We start from the raw sequence: 17,486 nt of genomic DNA on the forward strand, positions 1-17,486 counted from the left end.
ATGGGTCAATCGGAGGTCATTCTGGCATACGATTTTGGCGGAACAAAAGTAGGTGCTGCGCTCGCAAATACAGAACGCAGAATAGTGAAGAGAGACAGAATCCGGTCATCAGGGTTGCCAGCCGCGGCATTGCTTGGCCAGGTCATCGAAATGGGCAATCGTTTGTTGAAAAGTGTCAATGACTGCACATTGACCGCTGTCGGTGTCAGTATGTGCGGTGTAGTGATTCAGGATCGCGTCGAGCTCGCCCCCAATCTGATTGGAATTGAAGAACTCAATGTCCACCGTATTTTAACTGATGCATTTCATGTCCCGATTGTGATTGAAAATGACGTCAAGGCTGCGACTTTGGCTGAGCTGAGGCAAGGGAATTTGAAGGGGACAGATTATGGTCTCTATGTTAACTTCGGTACCGGCATTTCAGCCGGATTTACTGCTGGAAACCGCGTGATGCGCGGACATAGCGGAGCTGCGGGTGAAATCGGTTATCTGATGAAGAGCAGGGATGACACGGCAACCTTCAAGTCCGGTCATGCCTCTTTTGAAGAATTCTCCAGCGGTTCCGGTATCGCAAAACGCTATGCTGATCAGTATGGCAAAACACTGACCACGAAGGAAATATTCGAAATGAGTCAGCCGAATCCGGAAACGAGGACGTTTATATCTGAGATCGGTCATGAAATCGGGTATCAGGTCGCTAATCTGGCCATTATGTGGAATCCGGAGAAAATTGCAATCGGTGGCGGTATGGCAGCATCATACCAACTGCTTCATGATCCGATTATGTCCGCACTTGTAGAGAACGTTCCCTATCCGCCTGACTTAGTCCGCTCCAATTTTTTACAGGATGCCAGTTTATATGGAGCTATGGAGTTAGCCTTCTCGGCAAATACGGATTAATGCATCCATTAAGCCGGATGGCTAGATATTCTTAAAATGCCGGTTATCAGAAGAGGCTGGGGATTTAAAAGTACGAGGGACTTCTCCCGTACTTTTTTAGTTTAATCCATATGAGATTACCTCAGTATCTTGAGGTCAATCTCTTTTTATGCCTTCTTCCCTTTATTCTGATAGTGTGATAAACATTTTCGAGAATAAGAATGGACTGTCTTTTTCTGTAATGAAAAAGGGGAATAATCATATGAAAGACGAACATTAATAGTTAATCAAACAAAAATATTCGCAAATATTTTGTCGAATGGTGTTCCTTTTTGCCGAATAATACTTTATAGTACATATATTGATGTAAATAACTGGATGAGCAGGAGGATGTTTTGTGTTAAAGAAGGCAGCGGTATTGATGGCATGTGTGATGGCTCTGGCGCTCGTTTTGTCCGGGTGCGGCAGCAGCGCGGGTAAATCCGGAGACTCTCAAAAAGCGCCTTTCAAGGTAGCCATGGTAACAGGTATCGGCGGTGTGAGCGATAAATCGTTCAATCAGTCTTCGTGGGAAGGCCTGAGCAAATTCGCGAAGGACAATAAGCTTAAGACAGGCTCAGACGTTAAGTATCTTGAATCACAGCAGCCGAGTGATTTTGCTCCGAACCTGAATCAGCTTGTGATGCAGAAATATAATCTGATTGTCGCGATTGGTTTCCAGATGCAGAGTGATCTTCAGACGATCGCCCCGCAGCATCCGGATTCGCATTTTGCCATTGTCGACAGCGTTGCAGTGGACAAGAATAACAAGCCTCTGAAGAATGTGACGAACCTGACATTCAAGGAACAGCAGGGCTCATTCCTCGTCGGTGTTGTTGCCGGGCTGACGACAAAGACAAACAAGGTTGGCTTTATCGGCGGTGTCAATACCGCGCTGATTAAGAAATTTGAAAGCGGGTTTAAGGCTGGAGTTAAGACCGTCAACCCGAAAGCGCAGATTTATACGCAGTACGCCGGCGCATTCAACGCACCGGATAAAGGTCAGAACATTGCGTCCACTTTTTACAGCAAGGGTGCCGATATCATCTATGCGGCGGCCGGGGACACCGGCAACGGCGTCTTCACGGAAGCCCGGTCACGGACAAAGAGCGGCAAAAAGGTCTGGGTCATCGGTGTTGACCGAGATCAGTATGACCAGGGCCTTCCTGAAAACGTGACACTGACTTCGATGGTCAAACGTGTCGATCAGGCGATCTATGATGCAGCGACGAAAGCCAAAGCCGGCAAGTACCAGGGTGGCAAGGTAATCGAATACGGCCTGGCTGAAAACGGTGTGGGTATCGCGCCGACGACGAAAAATGTCAAACCGGCTGTGCTTGATCAGGTGAAAAAATATCAACAGGACATCATTAAGGGCAGCATCGTTGTACCGACAACAGACAAAGAATATGCGGCCTATGTTGCTTCGTTATCAAAATAAAGATGAATCAGCTTGATCTGAACGGTGGGAGAGGTTTGTCCTTCTCCGCCGTTTGTTTTTTCTATTTGGTTTTAAAGTTGAACGCGATTTTGCTTCTCTATGGATCGCCCGCGGAAAGCGAAAGCCTGGATCGAAAAAATAAAAGACACGTTTAACAAAACCTAAAGTCTAACAGGGGAGAGAAGATCATGACCAGAAAAACCATCTATTTTGTCCATGACGCGGATATTGATGATCTCGTATCGCTCTTTCTGCTCACGCAGATGGACGATGTGACACTGAGCGGTGTATCTGTCATACCGGCGGACGGATTTCTAACACCGGGCACGGAGGCCAGCCGCAAGATCATCGACCGGTTCGGCAGTGAGCAGGTGGAGGTGGCGCGCTCAAGTTCCAGAGGCGTGAACGCTTTTCCGAAAGAATGGCGGATGCGATCCTTCTTCGTTAATGCGCTGCCGCTCTTGAATGAATCGGGGAAAGTAGAAGCTCCGGTCAGCGAGCTCCCTGCCCATCAGCACCTGATCAAAAAGGTGAGGGATAATGACGGAAAAACAACGCTGCTCTGCACCGGGCCGCTTACGGATATCGCGCGTGCACTGGATGAAGCACCAGATATTGAGGATAAAATAGAACAACTGATCTGGATGGGTGGAACGCTGAATCCCGTCGGCAATGTTCAGGAGCCGGAACATGACGGTTCGGCGGAATGGAACGCCTTCTGGGATCCATACGCAGTCGCCAGGGTATGGGAAAGCAGTCTGAACATCCGGATGGTTGCCCTTGAAAGCACGAACCAGGTGCCGCTGACGGTGCCGGTTCGAAATAGCTGGGCCGCACTGCGGAAATATACTGGTATTGATTTTATCGGGCAGTGCTATGCGGCCGTTCCGCCGCTGGTTCACCTTGAAACGAATGCGACCTACTTCCTCTGGGACGTTTTGACAACGATGGCGGCCGGTAATCCAGATTTAGTTAAAACCAAAAAGGCCCTGACCAAGGTTCATGTCGATGAACCAAGCCAGGGTAAGATTGAGGCCGTGGACGATGGACGTCCTGTTGAAGTTGTCTATGATGTCGATACGGAAGCGTTCTTTGCGTCAATTATTGAGCTCGCCAAAAAAGCGTGACTGGACTTACCGTTTCACCGGAAAGATCGGCAGCTTTTCAAGATAAATAATATCTTCACGATCAGCCGCATTCCCCTCCGCGAGAATTGCGGCTTTTCCGGTACGTACATAGTAGAAAATAACAGAACGATGCAAAATGGTTTATAGGACGAACAGATTTTGATACACAAGTTTATAAAATATTTGTATAAATACGTTACATCAAGGTATACTCTTAAGTAAGAGGTGATGACAAATGGATCTGCAGAAGTATTTGGAAAATAATTATAAATTTGAAGAGCCTATCCTCGTTGAGGAGCTAAAAAAAGAATTAAACATGAATCCAAACACATTGCGACAATATTTAAAAAGGGCGACTGATTCCGGAATGATTGTTCGCTATGAAAAGAAAAAGGGCATCTATTATAAACCAAATCCGAAAGCAGTATTTAAATCTGTTTTGAGCCTTAATGACATTCTTAAGAAAAAATATTTATTTGATCAAAGCGGAAATAGGATGGGCTATCGGTCCGGATTATGGCTTGCCAACGCTTTAGGCCTGACTGTGCAAAACTCACCGGTGTTTGAAATCTCGACGAACAAAGAAAAGACGGCAGTGAGGGAAGTTAAATTCGGCGAATCTTCTGTATTCTTGAGGAAACCGCGAGTCCCGGTCAACAATAGTAACTACAAACTGCTTCAGGTATTTGATTTGATCAGTAAATTCCAGTATTACAGCGAATACTCACTTGAAGAATCACTGGAAATCTTGATTAACTATTTAAAAGACACACCATTGAGTAAAAAAGAATTTAATAAGTGTCTGCAGGCCTATAGTTATAAAGTCCAAACCATGGTACTGAGGAGTGGCTTAAGAAATGAAGTGTCACCAGAACAAGCAGTTCTTTAATGAAATAGTTAAAGTCGTGGCAGAGGATACTGGACTGGATGCATCAATCATTGAAAAAGATTACTTTGTTTCATTACTGCTCCGGTCAATTCAGTCATTTTTTCCAGATATTATTTTTAAAGGCGGAACATCATTAAGCAAATGTTATCATCTCATTAATCGTTTCTCAGAAGACATTGATATTAATTTTAAAAGTACGATACCAAACAGCGGTTCAAACAAAAAGAAACTAAAACAGTCCATTGTTGATGCGGCTCATGAAGTCGAGATGGTACTTGAAAACGAAGATGAGATAAAAAGCGGCCTGGATTTTAATCGTTATAAGTTTTCTTATCCGAACAAAATCAATGAGGAAGGCTTTCCGAGAATTATTTTTGTGGAGACATACGTTCGTTTGAAATCATTCCCATCTCATGCAATGGAAGTAACAAATTACATTTCTGATTATTTGATAAAAACACATGATACCGCAACATTGGACAAGTATGAATTAAGACCTTTCACAATCCAGGTGCAAAGTATCGAACGAACATTTGTTGATAAGGTCTTTGCTCTTTGCGATTATAGCGAGGCTAAAAAATACGATCGGAATTCACGCCATTTATATGATCTATATATGATTTATAGACATAGTGATTTCGACAGGGACATTATTAGCCCACTGTTTCAGCGGGTGGCTGAAGAACGCTCAAAAAGTGGACGAGCTGTTTCTTCGGCGAATGGCTATCGATTATCTGACGCAGTGTGTCGTATTGTTGATGAAAACAAATTCAAGTCTGATTATGAAACAGCAAAAACAACTCAATTGTTTTTTCCTGGGACAAAAAAGATCAGTTATGAAAAAGTGATCGAAAACTTAAAAGAGATTTCTGAATCCGGGCTGATTCCAATTGAAATTCGTTACACATATGCTTAATCGATTCTATGTCGAAATTTTAAACAATCACTGAATGCATCATAGGGTGCATAACAAGCAAAAAAGGCCCTGACCAAGGTTCATGTCGATGAACCAAGCCAGGGTAAGATTGAGGCCGTGGACGATGGACGTCCTGTTGAAGTTGTCTATGATGTCGATACGGAAGCGTTTTTTGCATCAATTATTGAGCTCGCCAAAAAAGCGTGACTGGACTTACCGTTTCACCGGAAAGATCGGCAGCTTTTCAAGATAAATAATATCTTCACGATCAGCCGCATTCCCCTCCGCGAGAATTGCTGCTTTTCCGGCAATCCGTCCGCCGGCTTTTAAGACAAGTGACTCCAGTGCTTTAATCGAGTCGCCGGTACTGATCACGTCGTCAATGATGATGACACGTTTTCCTTCGATCAGCTTACTTTCTTCATTATCAAGGCACAGAATTTGCTTTTTTTGCGTTGTGATGGAAAAGACTTCAGTGACGAAGGGCTCGGCCATGTACGGCTTGATACTCTTTCTTGCGACGAAATAACGCTTCATCCCAAGGATGCGCGCTAGCTCCTGGACAAGAGGAATACCCTTCGCCTCTGCTGTCATCAGATAATCAGCTTCCGGCAGCTTGTCCTTAAGCGCCGCAGCTGCATGAATGATCAGCTCCGCATCGCCAAGAATGACAAAACTCGCTATTTCAAGATCATCGGTAATTCTGACCATTGGCAGGTCCCGTTCCACGCCTGCTACATTCAAGTGATAAAAAGACATGATATTTTCTCCTCAATTAATCGATATGGGCAGATTATAGCATTGGGAAAAAATTGAAGCAACAAAACACCGCATCATTTCGGGGTGACCCCATAATTTTGGACACAAAATTATGGGGTCACCCCGAAAGTGGCTGGTAAACCTGAAGCATGCTTGAGCACGCAGAGGGTTTTTCATGCTCGCAAATAAAAAAACCGGCAATTCCCTGATTGGAAATTGCCGGTTTTACTTAAAAGTACGGATCAAACAAACTGTATAAGCTGCATGAGCACTGGAACGACAATAACAAACAGGACCGTGCTTGTTGTCACGACATTAGTGGCGTACTTGACGTCGCCATGTGACTCGTTCGCCAAAATCGGCAGGACGGCCAGCATGGGGGTTGCCGACTGGACGATCTGTGTTTGTGTCAGCATTGTCGGCAGCTGGACACCTGAAAGATGCGTACCCGTCAGGATCAGTACGATCAGGATAAACGGTGAGATCACGAAACGGCCTACTAGGGCAAAGATCGTGTCGCGGTCAAAGCGGATGCTTGAGAGCCCGGCGTTATACAGGACAATTCCGATGTAGATCAGGGACAGCGGTGTGACGATTCCGCCGACGTAGGTCAGCGTCGAATTAATGAAGCCCGGGATCGGGATGCCGGCGAGCAGGAAAACCAGACCAGCAATAAAGCCGAGCAGCGGAGGCGGCAGTATTTTTTTCCAATTGATCTTATGCGGCCCTTTGTCTTTGGACTTGTCTTTCGTGGGGTCGTCGTTAGAGATCAGGAAGACACCGAATGCCCAGGTTGAAACGGTATTGGTGATGTAGTAAATCAAGAAATACGGCAGGCTTTTCTCGCCGAACAGGGCGATATTCAGCGGCAAGCCAATGAATATGGTATTGGCGTTCACCACGGCGTTCATGAAAATACCGCGGCGCCCCGGACGAATTTTTAACAGTTTCACGAGTCCGAAAGCGATGATGTAGGAAATCGTCACAGCGATGACCGGATAGATCAGGCTGCCGGATAACTGAATTAGACTGTCGCGGGTCAGATACTTCAGTACGGATACAAAGATGGATGCCGGCAGCGCAATTTTTGTAATTAATGAAGAAATGCTTTTGCCGAAATTGTCATCGAACCATTTGAACTTCTTCAGGAAATAGCCCACGGCGATCATGAGAATAATGGTGATGACGCTCTGGATAGACTGTAGAAATACCACGGATGCTCCCCCTCTCTTAAGCTTAACCTAAGCTCAGCTCGGTGTACTTTGGTTCCCATTTCATATCAACAACGGCTTGCTTGATGTCTGTAATGGCTTCTTTGTTCAGCTTCTGGTCGAGGACACTCTGGCCAACGACTTCGGCGATGGTCTGAGAGAATTCGGTCAGCTTCGCAACCGGAGGCAGGACGGCAGCTCCGGGCTGCGTGGTGTCCACGATGCCACCCAAAGCGTGAGCTGCCTGCGACAACATCTCTCCATTGACCCGTTTCGCGGTTGAGGCGATGATGCCGAAGCCCAGTCCCGGATACATCAGCGCATTGTTGGCTTGTCCGATCTCATAAGTGACACCTTTGAACTCAACGGGAGCGGCTGGAATTCCGGTCGCGACAAGCGCTTTGCCGTCGGTCCAGGCAATCAGGTCTTCAGCTTTCGCTTCCGCCAGCTTGGTCGGGTTGGAGAGCGGGAAGATCACCGGACGATCCGCATGAGCGGCCATTTCTTTAATGATGGATTCTTTGAAAGCGCCGGGCTGTGTGGATGTCCCGATCATGATCGTCGGGTGAACGGCTTTGACCACAGCTTCGAGGCTTGTAAGTTCTTCACTGTTCTTAAATTCGGAACGCTGACGGACAAAGGCTTTCTGGCCGGGTGTCAGATCCGGTGTATCGCTGAAGAGCAGGCCTTGTTTATCGACGAGGAAGAAATGGCTTTTCGCTTCTTCTTCGGACAGACCTTGACGCTTCAGCTCGTCCAGAATCTGGTTGGAAATACCGACGCCAGCAGTGCCCGCACCGAATATCAGAACACGCTGATCGGTCAGTTTTTCTTTGGAAATGTTCATCGCCCCAAGCAGGCCGGCCAGAACGACAATACCTGTCCCCTGGATATCGTCATTGAACGTGGTAATCTTGTCCTGATATTTTTCAAGAATCGTCGCCGCGTTCGAACGGCCGAAGTCTTCCCAGTGCAGCAGCGCTTCAGGGAATAATTTGACGGAAGTTTTGACAAACTGATCAATGAAATCGTAATATTCAGCACCGCGGACGCGTTTGTGTCGGTTTCCGAGATAGAGCGGATCGTTCAGAAGTTTTTCGTTATTCGTACCAGCGTCAATGACGACCGGAAGCACCTGCGCCGGATTAACGCCGGCAGCGGCGGTGTAGACCATCAGCTTGCCGATGGCGATATCCACACCGTTCACGCCCCAGTCGCCAATACCGAGAATACCTTCTGAATCGGTGACGACGATCAAACGGATATCACGGCCGCCCGCCGCGTTTTTCAGAGTGGCTTCAAGGTTCTCCGGCTCGTCGATTGACAGGAATGCCGCATCCTGCGGTTTGAGAAAAAGTTCATTGTATTGTTCAATCGAATCAGCGACCGTCGGATCATAGACGATCGGCATGAATTCAACGACGTGCTCGCTCATGAGATGATAAAATAATGTGCGGTTTGTATTGAATAAATTCATTAGGAAGATTCTTTTCTCAAGGTCGGTTGGTTTACTTTGGTACTGGCCGTATACCTGCACCGCCTGCTCTTCAATCGTGCGGACGGTTGGCGGAAGCACGCCTTCAAGATTGAAGGCTTTGCGTTCTTCTTTGGTAAAAGCTGTGTTTTTATTCAGAAAAGGGTTATTCAGAATTTCCTGTGCGGATAATGCCATGGTGTTTTTCCTCCTTGAGCGAAAATATTTTTCATCACAAAGAGCACTTTAACAAGTCTCAAAAACTATAGTCAAACTTTCGGGTCATGATATATTTTGATAATATGAGGGATAGAAGCCGGTCAATAAGGAGTTTTCGCGTGAACATCAAAGAGCTGAGTTATTTTACACGCCTGTATCATGAAAATAATTTTACAAAAGTGGCGCAATACTTCAACGTGAGCCAGCCGACGATTACGGCGGCGATCCAGAGGCTGGAGAAGGAGCTGGATACGCAGCTGGTTATCCGTGACCAGTCCCATAAGGAACTGATTTTCACAGAAAGCGGCAGACAGTTTGAAAAGCACGCGGAACAGATTTTGCAGGAGCTGAAGACTGCCCGGTCGGAAATCCGGGCGTTGAATAAGGAGAAAGTCCGGTTCGGTCTACCGCCGATTATCGGCAGCTATTATTTCCCGTTCTTGTCCGCTCGGTTATCCGAAAAAAAATTGCTTCAGAATCTGGAAACCTATGAGAATGGATCAAAAGTGCTTCTGAACAGGCTGATCAATGGCCAGCTCGATATGGCGCTGCTCGGTTCGGTCCGCTCAATTGAGGATGCACGGCTGACGCAGCTGGGACTTGCCCGTAAACAATTTAAAATCATTGTTGGCCCGCAGCATCCACTGGCTGAAAAAAGGACAGTGGCTTTTAAAGATTTGATCCATGAATCGTTTATACAGCTCGACGAGGGCTTCGTTCATTCCACTGCGTTCCATCTCCTCACGCGAAGAATGCGGAGAAAACCGGAAATTATTTACCGGTCCAATGATATCCAGATCATTAAAGGAATGGTTGCTAATAACGTCGGCATCAGTTTTCTTACAGAAATGGCAGTCTTTCCTGCTGATTCGGTGGTCGCGCTGGAGTTGAGCGATGAAAAACAACCGGAATTTCTGATCTCGCTTGCTTATCGGGCAAACCATATCTTGACACCGATGCAGAAGGGGATTGTCGATCTGCTGACAGAGAATAAGCTGTAGTGTGAGGTGTGTCTGAATGGTTACAGTTTCCAATTTATAGTTGACGAGGTGCTGGAAGACACTTATATTACAAATGTTTCATTAATATTACATTCGTATTACAAAGGAGTTTTTAAAATGAAAAAGCGTCTTTCAGCGTTACTCATCATCACGGCTCTTTTGTTTTCCAGTCTGACCTTTTCATCGTTTGCCTCTGCTGCGGTTCCGAAAGCCGTCACTTATTACACGACGCAGAGTACACATCTTTACAAAGATAAAAAAGGTTCCAAAGTCATCCGGACTTTGCCGACGAATGCGAAGCTCTATCTCCGCTACAAACCGTCAAAGGGCTTCATCCGCGTCACCTACAGCAAAACAGCCGGTTACATCAATGTCCGAGACCTTTCAAAATCCCGGTTCGCTACCTACAAAGATTTTGAGGGATCCTGGTATTTGGGCAACAAGACGAAACATATTGTCTATCAGATTATGATCACGAATAGTGGTATTTTTTACAATGATGATCCAGAAACGGTAGCGGGATTTGTTAAGCTCAGCGATATTGTCGTGAAAAATAATACGCTGTATTTAAACCATGTGACGCTCCGCGGGGATGGCACGCAAACCTTTGGAAAGCTGACACAAACGTTGAAGCTGAACACGAAGAATGGTAAGAAAGTTCTTGTCGTGAGCAAGCCAAGTAATGAAGAAATCAGCGGATTTCAGGGCGCTGGGATTAGAAAATAACAACATTTTTTAAGCGAGGGCATCTGCTTAGGCAGGTGCTCTTTTTCGCAGTCAATGAAGTAAACGTTACCAAAGCTGTCATTGAATCAAAATAGGTTTGTTATGTGCCTGTTACATGCCTGTCACATTCAACTGGTAAATTATAGTCATAAAGGAAGAGTGAGGAGTACGAATTTGAGAAAAATCCTAATGACGCTTGCCATTGCCTTTTTGATCATATCCGGATTCTCTGATCAGGCACAGGCCCAAACACCAACAAAATCAATGACGGTTTCAGCATCAGCATACTGTGAAATGGGACGGACGGCCACAGGCTTCAGCTTCAAAAAGTATCCGAATGCGAAAGTCGTCGCTGTCGATCCCCGATACATTCCACTTGGTTCCAAAGTGAAAATTCCGGGCTATGGCATCGCCATTGCCCGAGACACCGGCGGAGCGATCAAGGGCAAGAAGATCGACATTCATTTCAAATCGCGCCACCAGGCACTCATGTGGGGCAGAAAAAATGTGAAAATAACGATTTACAGGAATTGAATTTCATAGAGATGAAGAATCGGGGAGAAAAGCAATGAGCTTTTCTCCCCGATTCTCTTTTCCCTTCGTCAAAAAAAGGATTTAATTGAAAGCCGTCAACTGAATTAGTATTTGAATCGTTTGTTATCCGTCATGAGATATTATAGTAAGTAGGTACGTTTTGTAATATTTTCTTTACCTTTAGTCCCTTGAAATCAGGGAAAAAAATTCCGATAATTAAAACATACTTGTTACTGACATTTTTCGACTTAGAACCGTCAATTGTAAGATTTTGTCACGATCAAGCTTACTTCAGCGAAGAAAATCTTTTTTTAGAAAGGAGAGTGAAAATTGAAAAAATGGTCTAAAAGTCTGGCAGCTGTTCTTTTATTTCTTTCAGTATTTGTAGGATTACTGACCACTCCCATGACAACGGAAGCTGCCTCTTCCTACACAGCATATGTTACAGCTTCTTCTCTCCGATTACAGAATCAGGCAGGCAGCCGATATAAAACAGTGCGGACGCTGTACCGAAGTACAGCTGTTACTGTTACCGGGAAAAAAGGAAGCTATGCCAAAGTCAGATACGGCAGAGAGTCTGGCTATGTTCAGTCCAGGTATCTCAGCAAGTTCAGGCCATATAGCGCCTATGTCAGCGCACCCTCACTAAACGTGAGAAACCGCGCAAGCACTCACTTTAAATCTGTCGTTCTGTTACGCCGATTGACAAGAGTCACTGTATTTGGGAGAAGTGGGAGTTACTTAGAAGTTAGTGTGGGCAGCCGATCCGGTTATGTCCAATCCAAGTACATCAGCACATTTAGGCCGTTCAGCGCCTATGTCAATTCTCCGACCCTCAGTGTTCGTGACCGTGCGAGCAACCGCTTTAGAACGGTAACTCTATTACATATGGGCGCAAAAGTTACTGTGTTCGGGAGAAGTGGTAGCTATTCAGTGGTTCTGGTTGGTAGCCGAGTCGGCTATGTTCCTTCTGGCTATCTCGGCAATTTCATTCCCTATGGCGCTTATGTTACGGTTTCATCACTCTCGGTCCGGACTGGCCCAAGTACTCACTATAGTGTGATAAGGTATCTTTACAAAAATACCAAAGTGACTGTTTATACGGCAGGGGGCGGATGGAGTAAGGTTGTTGCCGGTGGAACTAATGGTTATGTATCAAGTACATACATAAAGAGAGGCAGTCCGCCTAAACCGGTTGTTAAGGTACAGCCACAGCCTGTCGTCTATAAACCTCAAGCGGCAGCACCCCAAGTCCAGGCTTTCAAAGTCTATAGTGCTTATATAGGCTACGATAATTTGAATGTCCACAAATCACCGGATACTCAATCCACGGTTGTTATGCAGCTACGTGAACGGACGAAGATCAGCGTGATCGGACAGAGTGGGAGCTGGGTTAAAATCTCTTATGGTGGGAAGACCGGCTATGTTCTTAAGGATAATGTGACAACTAATTTGAGTGACTTTAATCTGCCTCGACCGTCAGGAAGTCAGCTGGGAATCGATATTTCCCATTATCAGGGGACAGTCAATTTCACAGGAGTGAAAAAAAGCGGGATAAGCTTTGTGGTTATTAAAGCCAGTCAGGGTAGTGGCAGCAGCAGCATCACGGACAGTTATTTTCTGAACAACGCAGTTGCTGCGCAGAAAACCGGACTCAGCATCAATGCCTACCATTTCTTCACCGCAGCGACTATTTCAGATGCTAATAAAGAGGCAGATAATTTTGCCAGGATCCTGAACGCCGCAGCGAAAAAAGGGGTAAAGTTCCAGAATCTGTATCTGGATGTTGAGACGTCCAATAATATTCCTACTAAATCTTTAAAATCGACTTTGACGAACAATGTCCTTGCATTCCTATCTCGGATGAGAATCAACTATCACTATAGTAATCTTGGTATCTACTCGAATAGCTTTTATTTCAACAACAATCTGGATTTGAATAAAATTGAGGCGCAGCCCGGCCAGCAAAGAATTCTGATCTGGCTGTCGCGATACCGTGGGGAAAGCACTTATTTAGGCCCAGGTTTCAGTGCGGATCTGTGGCAGTATACGAGCAATGGAACCGTAAGCGGCGTGAATGGTGCAGTCGATCAGGATATTGCCTACTTTACAACTTATACAAATTGAGAGAGAAAAATCAGGGTGATCCGGCTCTGATTTTTTTTGATCTGTGCGGTTTTAATGGCATGTTATAATAGAAACAATCAAATCTATGAATCTGTGAAATTTTGGGAGGTACAGCATGTCAAAGTTGAAAAAATTCTCGGCCATGCTTATCGCTTCCCTGGTCATCTTTTCTTTTTCTGCGGGAGTTATTCCAGTAGGGCAAGCCAGGGCACAGACGACCACTGTTCCTGTTTTGATCAGCAATGAATCAACCGATGGGAACAGTACGGTCAGTGGCATAGTCTTTGACCGGCGTTCCGGTGGGAGAACGGATTATGTCAAGCCGTTTACGCCACCGGCTGTTACAAACAATCTGTTCCGAAAAAATTCGCTCCTCCGCTCTGTTTCCAAATCGGAGCAAATGGGTGCGACACGCACTTTCTACGTTTCCAATCTCTCAACGAATCTATACTATACTGAAAAAGCGACGCTGGAATATGTGGGGACACACGCCGATGTCTGGGTTGGAGATTCTCAGCTTACCTCAGCGGACGCAGCGAAACTGGGTCAGGAATTCGACAATAAGATTTACGCGTCGGACGTCAATAATTTCGGCGATCCGTCGGATGTGGATCGAAACGGCAAGGTCGAAATTCTGTGTTATGACATTCAGGACGGATTTAATTTAGATTCAGGCGGCGCATACGATGCAGGATATTTTGACCCGAGAGATCTATTCCCGATAGAGGATTCAAATCAGTCCGAGATCTTTTACATAGACACGAATCCCTCAATGGGGACCGGTCCAGTCAAAGATGTGAGTGAGGCTTATACGACACTGGCCCACGAATTCCAGCACATGATTAACTTTAATCAGAAAGTGTTTGTGCAGAACGGGGCGCCCATGGACACCTGGATGAACGAAGGCTTGTCAATGGCGGCGGAGCAGATTTACAGCGGTAGTCCGGAGCTGGATCAAATTGACAACTATAACAGTGATGAGAACATCGCCGATGGTCAGTCGCTTCTTTATTGGGATTACTCTGGAGACACGATCGCCAACTATGCGCTGTCCTATCTATTCATGGAGTATCTCCGAATCCAGTCCGGCCAAGGAAACAGTATTTATAAACAGCTGATTGACGATCCGCACAGTGATTATCTGGCGGTTCAGGATCTCATTCATAAGTATATTGATCCGAAAATGTCCTTCGGCACGTTCATGAATGATTTTCGAATCGCATTATATCTGAAAAGGAGTACGGGAAGATTCGGCTTTCACAATGAACCTGGATTTCAAGCTCTGAAGTCATTAACCGATACAGACTCAAGTTCATTAAGTCTGCGGGGTGGTGGTGCCATCGTCAAATGGATGAATCCGTCATCCATACCGAAACAGCCCGCGAAAGGCATTACTTATACCAATCTTGATAACGGGCAGCTCTATGACACGACCCCTCCGGCTGTGCCCGGAGTCAGCCCGGTGGCGAATAATAACACGTCGGTCAGCGGTACGGCTGAAAAGAATTCGGTCATTACTATTACAACAGGTGGCCAGCAAATCGGCATCGGCAATACAGATGGATTGGGCAGATACACCGTTAAGATCCTCGCGCAAAGGGCGGGAACATGGCTGGCTGTCAGTGCCACCGATGCAGCCGGAAATGAAAGCGGCACGAAATCAGTCAGGGTTATGCAGCAGTCCAGGGCTTTAAGCAGCTCGCAGGTGAAAGTGGCGAATAACCACGGGAGATCTGACGCGATCTACATCAGCCACTTGCAGAACGGATCGGTTATCCGCCTCTACGATGCCCGGAAACATTGGATAAAAACACAGACGGTAAAAGGAAATTCAACCGCTTTATACGTCCGGCAGCTGGGCAGCCGGTCGGGAGATATCTATGTATCGATCACGCAGCCTTACATGGGCACAAGCAACTGGACAAAAATCTACTTCAGCGGTGAAGTCTCCGGAACACTCAGCTCTAGCCAGATCAAAGTTTATAATTACAGATATCATGACGATCAAGTCAGAGTTTACCGAATTACTAAAGGGGATTACATTAAAGTCTATAATTCGAGAAAGAGATTAATTGCGAGAAAGACATCAACTGGCCGCTCGACCATCCTGTACATCAGGCAGCTTGGGAAAGGCGCCGGACGCGTTTACGTGACGGTGACCCATTTCCATATGCGGGAAAGCGGCATGAAGAGGGTGGGTTACAGGAGAGAATAAATGAGTTTTTTAGCTATAGGTGTAGGGTCAGAAATTGTTGGGAATGGCGACCATGACCTTTGTAACCAACTAAAGATACAGGGAACATCAGGTAACAGCGACCGGAGAAGACCGGCCACCTGTTGCCTTTTTTAATTGGAGTAGGGAAAAAGGCAGGGTGTTTTTTGTCGAAAAAGACAGAATCGCCCTTAACAGGCATAATATTCCGGATTTTTAGGCATAACGGCCGTGTTCAGGACTTTTCCAGATTTCTATAATACAGGAAAAGATGCCATTTAAAATGGGATGGACTTTGGCTTTTGGATCAAATCCCGATGAAAGGGAGATACGAAATTATGGGGAGATCGGACGTACTGGAATCTATTTTCCGTACACTGGCCCATCGATCGGCTGATCTGGACGATCAAATCAATCGGCTGAAGCGGGCAAAGCAGGAGCTGGCACAGGAGCAGGAAGCGGATTTACAGGATCTCCACCTTTTACTGAACCCCGAGATGGGCGGGGAATGGGAAGGATCCCGTGCCCGCGCCTTTAACCGTAAACGGGATGACGCACGGGACGCGATGAAAAACCATTTGAGCCATGATCTCGCTCTATATCAGCAGCGGATTGATGATCAAATGGCCATTCTGAAGCGGGAGGGGAACCACCTTCAGACCATCGGGGCCCATGGCTAAGGACGCCGAATCCCTGCTCACTCAGGGTAAAAAAGGTTTGGATGCTTTTGATCATCAACTGGTACAAATCAGGAGGCGGATGTACCAGTGTACGAAATTGAGCTTCATAAAGATGCGGTCGATGTCCGAATGGATGAGACGGAACGTGCCCTTGATCGGTTGTCTCTTCCTTCCCCGCCATCTCACAGAAAGAATCATCTAGCGGTCACCGGTGCCTGGACATTGCCGGCCTCCATAAAAGTATCACGGCAGCCCAAGCCCGTGCTAAAGACTATGAAACGCTGAAAGGCCAGTTTCAGGAGTTAAAGACGGCATTCCAGCAGATCACCGGCCTCGGCAAGGATTTCCAGGGCAAGGGGGCTGATGCGATCAAACAATTTTACCGTGCGCAGGCTAACGTTGTTGATACCTGGCTTGATCTGATTGATCAACAGATTGTCTACTACCGGAGTATCCCCGGTGCAATCAACAAAAAGCATCTGGACGAGCAAGCCTCTGTCCAGGTCCCTTTTCTTGAGGATGATCTGGCCACCGGCTACTATCGCTCGAAAGAAATGATTACCCAGCAGCGCGAGGCGATCGGAAAAATCCTGAGCCGTATCTCTAACCTCGTACCGCTCACGGTGTTTTCCAACCGCGCCGTGGACCAGGCGGAAGATAAGCGGCGCAAGATGGTCACGGATGTCCGCGACCTTGATCAGCACCTCAACGCAGAATACCAGAAGGCCACCGAAGGCCTTCCATGCAAGTAGAACCTATCAATTGTACAACGAAGGGCAAAAGCAGAGAAAAGCGAGGATGGAAAAAGAGGCCGAGGCCAGTCTCCCGTTTGATCTGAAAATGAAATTAGTGGAGAATAAAATAGAAAGAGGCATTGGTCAGGGGCTGATCGACACCGTCAAGGATACGGCCCTCGGCATCATCGAGACGGTTCAACACCCCATCCAAACCTCTGTGGGGATCTATGGTACCCTTTCAAACTGAAATCTGACTTCGGCGCTGCTTGCTCAGTCGATTTCCGATTCCTACGAACGGAATATAGTGTATGGCGACGCCTATACCCGGTCCAGATGGATCACCTATGCGGTGACCATGATCGCGACTTCAGTTGTTGGCACAAAAGGGATTGACAAGGTCGGCAAAGCAGCAGACGTGGCTAAACTAGGAAGCCTGGCCTCCGGTACCGTCACAAAGTGGGCAAAGCCGCCGGAGAATTAAAAGATATGACTCCCTACTCCTGTATGATAATTTT

Annotated in this window: 17 protein-coding genes and 3 pseudogenes; 16 read left to right on the forward strand and 4 right to left on the reverse strand. The window is 46.4% G+C overall.

The features are described from left to right. From E4665_RS02500 to E4665_RS02510, 3 genes are all read left to right on the forward strand, one after another. Complete coding sequence (locus E4665_RS02500; RefSeq protein WP_167815081.1) at positions 1-900, forward strand: ROK family protein; 900 nt, start codon at positions 1-3, stop codon at positions 898-900. A 376-nt stretch (positions 901-1,276) separates the two neighbouring features. After that, a complete protein-coding gene (locus E4665_RS02505; RefSeq protein WP_174845435.1) occupies positions 1,277-2,359 on the forward strand; it encodes a BMP family lipoprotein in 1,083 nt (360 codons plus the stop codon). Positions 2,360-2,547: 188 nt separating this feature from the next. Then, the gene (locus tag E4665_RS02510; protein ID WP_135347235.1) at positions 2,548-3,486 is read left to right on the forward strand and encodes a nucleoside hydrolase; all 939 of its coding nucleotides are present in this window, start codon (positions 2,548-2,550) and stop codon (positions 3,484-3,486) included. Between the two features lie 6 nt (positions 3,487-3,492). On the opposite strand, the pseudogene E4665_RS18415 reads toward E4665_RS02510, so the two are convergent. Continuing rightward, positions 3,493-3,582, reverse strand: a pseudogene (locus E4665_RS18415) (adenine phosphoribosyltransferase); the annotation flags it as partial. Positions 3,583-3,721: 139 nt separating this feature from the next. Here E4665_RS18415 and E4665_RS02520 point away from each other — a divergent pair. From E4665_RS02520 to E4665_RS18420, 3 genes and pseudogenes are all read left to right on the forward strand, one after another. Next, positions 3,722-4,375 (forward strand): helix-turn-helix domain-containing protein, encoded by a 654-nt coding sequence (locus E4665_RS02520; RefSeq protein WP_135347236.1) that lies wholly within the window; start codon positions 3,722-3,724, stop codon positions 4,373-4,375. Continuing rightward, entirely contained in the window at positions 4,344-5,291 is a 948-nt protein-coding gene (locus tag E4665_RS02525; protein WP_135347237.1) for a nucleotidyl transferase AbiEii/AbiGii toxin family protein, read from the forward strand. Before E4665_RS02520 ends, E4665_RS02525 begins: the two co-directional genes overlap by 32 nt. A gap of 78 nt (positions 5,292-5,369) precedes the next feature. Then, positions 5,370-5,498 (forward strand): annotated as a pseudogene (locus E4665_RS18420) (nucleoside hydrolase); the annotation flags it as partial. A gap of 6 nt (positions 5,499-5,504) precedes the next feature. On the opposite strand, the gene E4665_RS02530 reads toward E4665_RS18420, so the two are convergent. The 3 genes and pseudogenes from E4665_RS02530 to E4665_RS02540 all read right to left on the reverse strand — a co-directional run. Continuing rightward, the gene (locus E4665_RS02530; protein ID WP_135347238.1) at positions 5,505-6,050 is read right to left on the reverse strand and encodes a phosphoribosyltransferase family protein; all 546 of its coding nucleotides are present in this window, start codon (positions 6,048-6,050) and stop codon (positions 5,505-5,507) included. A gap of 242 nt (positions 6,051-6,292) precedes the next feature. Beyond that, positions 6,293-7,264, reverse strand: coding sequence for an AEC family transporter (locus E4665_RS02535; protein WP_135347239.1), 972 nt, complete (start codon positions 7,262-7,264; stop codon positions 6,293-6,295). 22 nt (positions 7,265-7,286) lie between these two features. Then, positions 7,287-8,939, reverse strand: a pseudogene (locus tag E4665_RS02540) (malolactic enzyme); the annotation flags it as partial. A gap of 134 nt (positions 8,940-9,073) precedes the next feature. On the opposite strand from E4665_RS02540, the gene E4665_RS02545 reads away from it, so the two are divergent. From E4665_RS02545 to E4665_RS18045, 10 genes are all read left to right on the forward strand, one after another. After that, entirely contained in the window at positions 9,074-9,955 is an 882-nt protein-coding gene (locus tag E4665_RS02545) for a LysR substrate-binding domain-containing protein (RefSeq protein ID WP_135347241.1), read from the forward strand. Between the two features lie 117 nt (positions 9,956-10,072). Further along, complete coding sequence (locus E4665_RS02550) at positions 10,073-10,681, forward strand: hypothetical protein (RefSeq protein ID WP_135347242.1); 609 nt, start codon at positions 10,073-10,075, stop codon at positions 10,679-10,681. Between the two features lie 174 nt (positions 10,682-10,855). Next, entirely contained in the window at positions 10,856-11,215 is a 360-nt protein-coding gene (locus E4665_RS02555; protein WP_241654631.1) for a 3D domain-containing protein, read from the forward strand. Positions 11,216-11,545: 330 nt separating this feature from the next. Next, positions 11,546-13,342, forward strand: a complete 1,797-nt coding sequence (locus tag E4665_RS02560; RefSeq protein ID WP_135347244.1) for an SH3 domain-containing protein — start codon at positions 11,546-11,548, stop codon at positions 13,340-13,342. A 115-nt stretch (positions 13,343-13,457) separates the two neighbouring features. Next, a complete protein-coding gene (locus E4665_RS02565; RefSeq protein ID WP_135347245.1) occupies positions 13,458-15,557 on the forward strand; it encodes an Ig-like domain-containing protein in 2,100 nt (699 codons plus the stop codon). A gap of 335 nt (positions 15,558-15,892) precedes the next feature. Then, entirely contained in the window at positions 15,893-16,234 is a 342-nt protein-coding gene (locus E4665_RS02570; protein WP_135347246.1) for a hypothetical protein, read from the forward strand. A gap of 87 nt (positions 16,235-16,321) precedes the next feature. Next, the gene (locus tag E4665_RS18425) at positions 16,322-16,519 is read left to right on the forward strand and encodes a hypothetical protein (RefSeq protein ID WP_241654632.1); all 198 of its coding nucleotides are present in this window, start codon (positions 16,322-16,324) and stop codon (positions 16,517-16,519) included. Further along, positions 16,516-16,986 carry a T7SS effector LXG polymorphic toxin gene (locus tag E4665_RS18780; RefSeq protein WP_422067240.1) on the forward strand — a complete coding sequence of 157 codons (471 nt, stop codon included), beginning with the start codon at positions 16,516-16,518 and terminating at the stop codon, positions 16,984-16,986. Before E4665_RS18425 ends, E4665_RS18780 begins: the two co-directional genes overlap by 4 nt. Then, positions 16,916-17,218, forward strand: a complete 303-nt coding sequence (locus E4665_RS02580; RefSeq protein ID WP_135347247.1) for a hypothetical protein — start codon at positions 16,916-16,918, stop codon at positions 17,216-17,218. The genes E4665_RS18780 and E4665_RS02580 overlap by 71 nt, the downstream gene beginning before the upstream one ends. Positions 17,219-17,275: 57 nt before the next feature. After that, a complete protein-coding gene (locus E4665_RS18045; protein ID WP_167815082.1) occupies positions 17,276-17,452 on the forward strand; it encodes a hypothetical protein in 177 nt (58 codons plus the stop codon). Positions 17,453-17,486 lie beyond the last annotated feature (34 nt).

The organism is Sporolactobacillus shoreae, from assembly GCF_004684935.1.
Lineage (GTDB): Bacteria > Bacillota > Bacilli > Bacillales > Sporolactobacillaceae > Sporolactobacillus > Sporolactobacillus shoreae.

Excerpts from the sequence above, each read along its gene's own strand:
- E4665_RS02570 (WP_135347246.1), top strand. The coding sequence starts at position 15,893 with ATGGGGAGATCGGACGTACTGGAATCTATTTTCCGTACACTGGCCCAT.
- E4665_RS02530 (WP_135347238.1), bottom strand. The coding sequence starts at position 6,050 with ATGTCTTTTTATCACTTGAATGTAGCAGGCGTGGAACGGGACCTGCCA.
- E4665_RS02500 (WP_167815081.1), top strand. The coding sequence starts at position 1 with ATGGGTCAATCGGAGGTCATTCTGGCATACGATTTTGGCGGAACAAAA.
- E4665_RS02510 (WP_135347235.1), top strand. The coding sequence starts at position 2,548 with ATGACCAGAAAAACCATCTATTTTGTCCATGACGCGGATATTGATGAT.
- E4665_RS02580 (WP_135347247.1), top strand. The coding sequence starts at position 16,916 with ATGTCCGCGACCTTGATCAGCACCTCAACGCAGAATACCAGAAGGCCA.
- E4665_RS02525 (WP_135347237.1), top strand. The coding sequence starts at position 4,344 with ATGAAGTGTCACCAGAACAAGCAGTTCTTTAATGAAATAGTTAAAGTC.
- E4665_RS02550 (WP_135347242.1), top strand. The coding sequence starts at position 10,073 with ATGAAAAAGCGTCTTTCAGCGTTACTCATCATCACGGCTCTTTTGTTT.
- E4665_RS02520 (WP_135347236.1), top strand. The coding sequence starts at position 3,722 with ATGGATCTGCAGAAGTATTTGGAAAATAATTATAAATTTGAAGAGCCT.
- E4665_RS02565 (WP_135347245.1), top strand. The coding sequence starts at position 13,458 with ATGTCAAAGTTGAAAAAATTCTCGGCCATGCTTATCGCTTCCCTGGTC.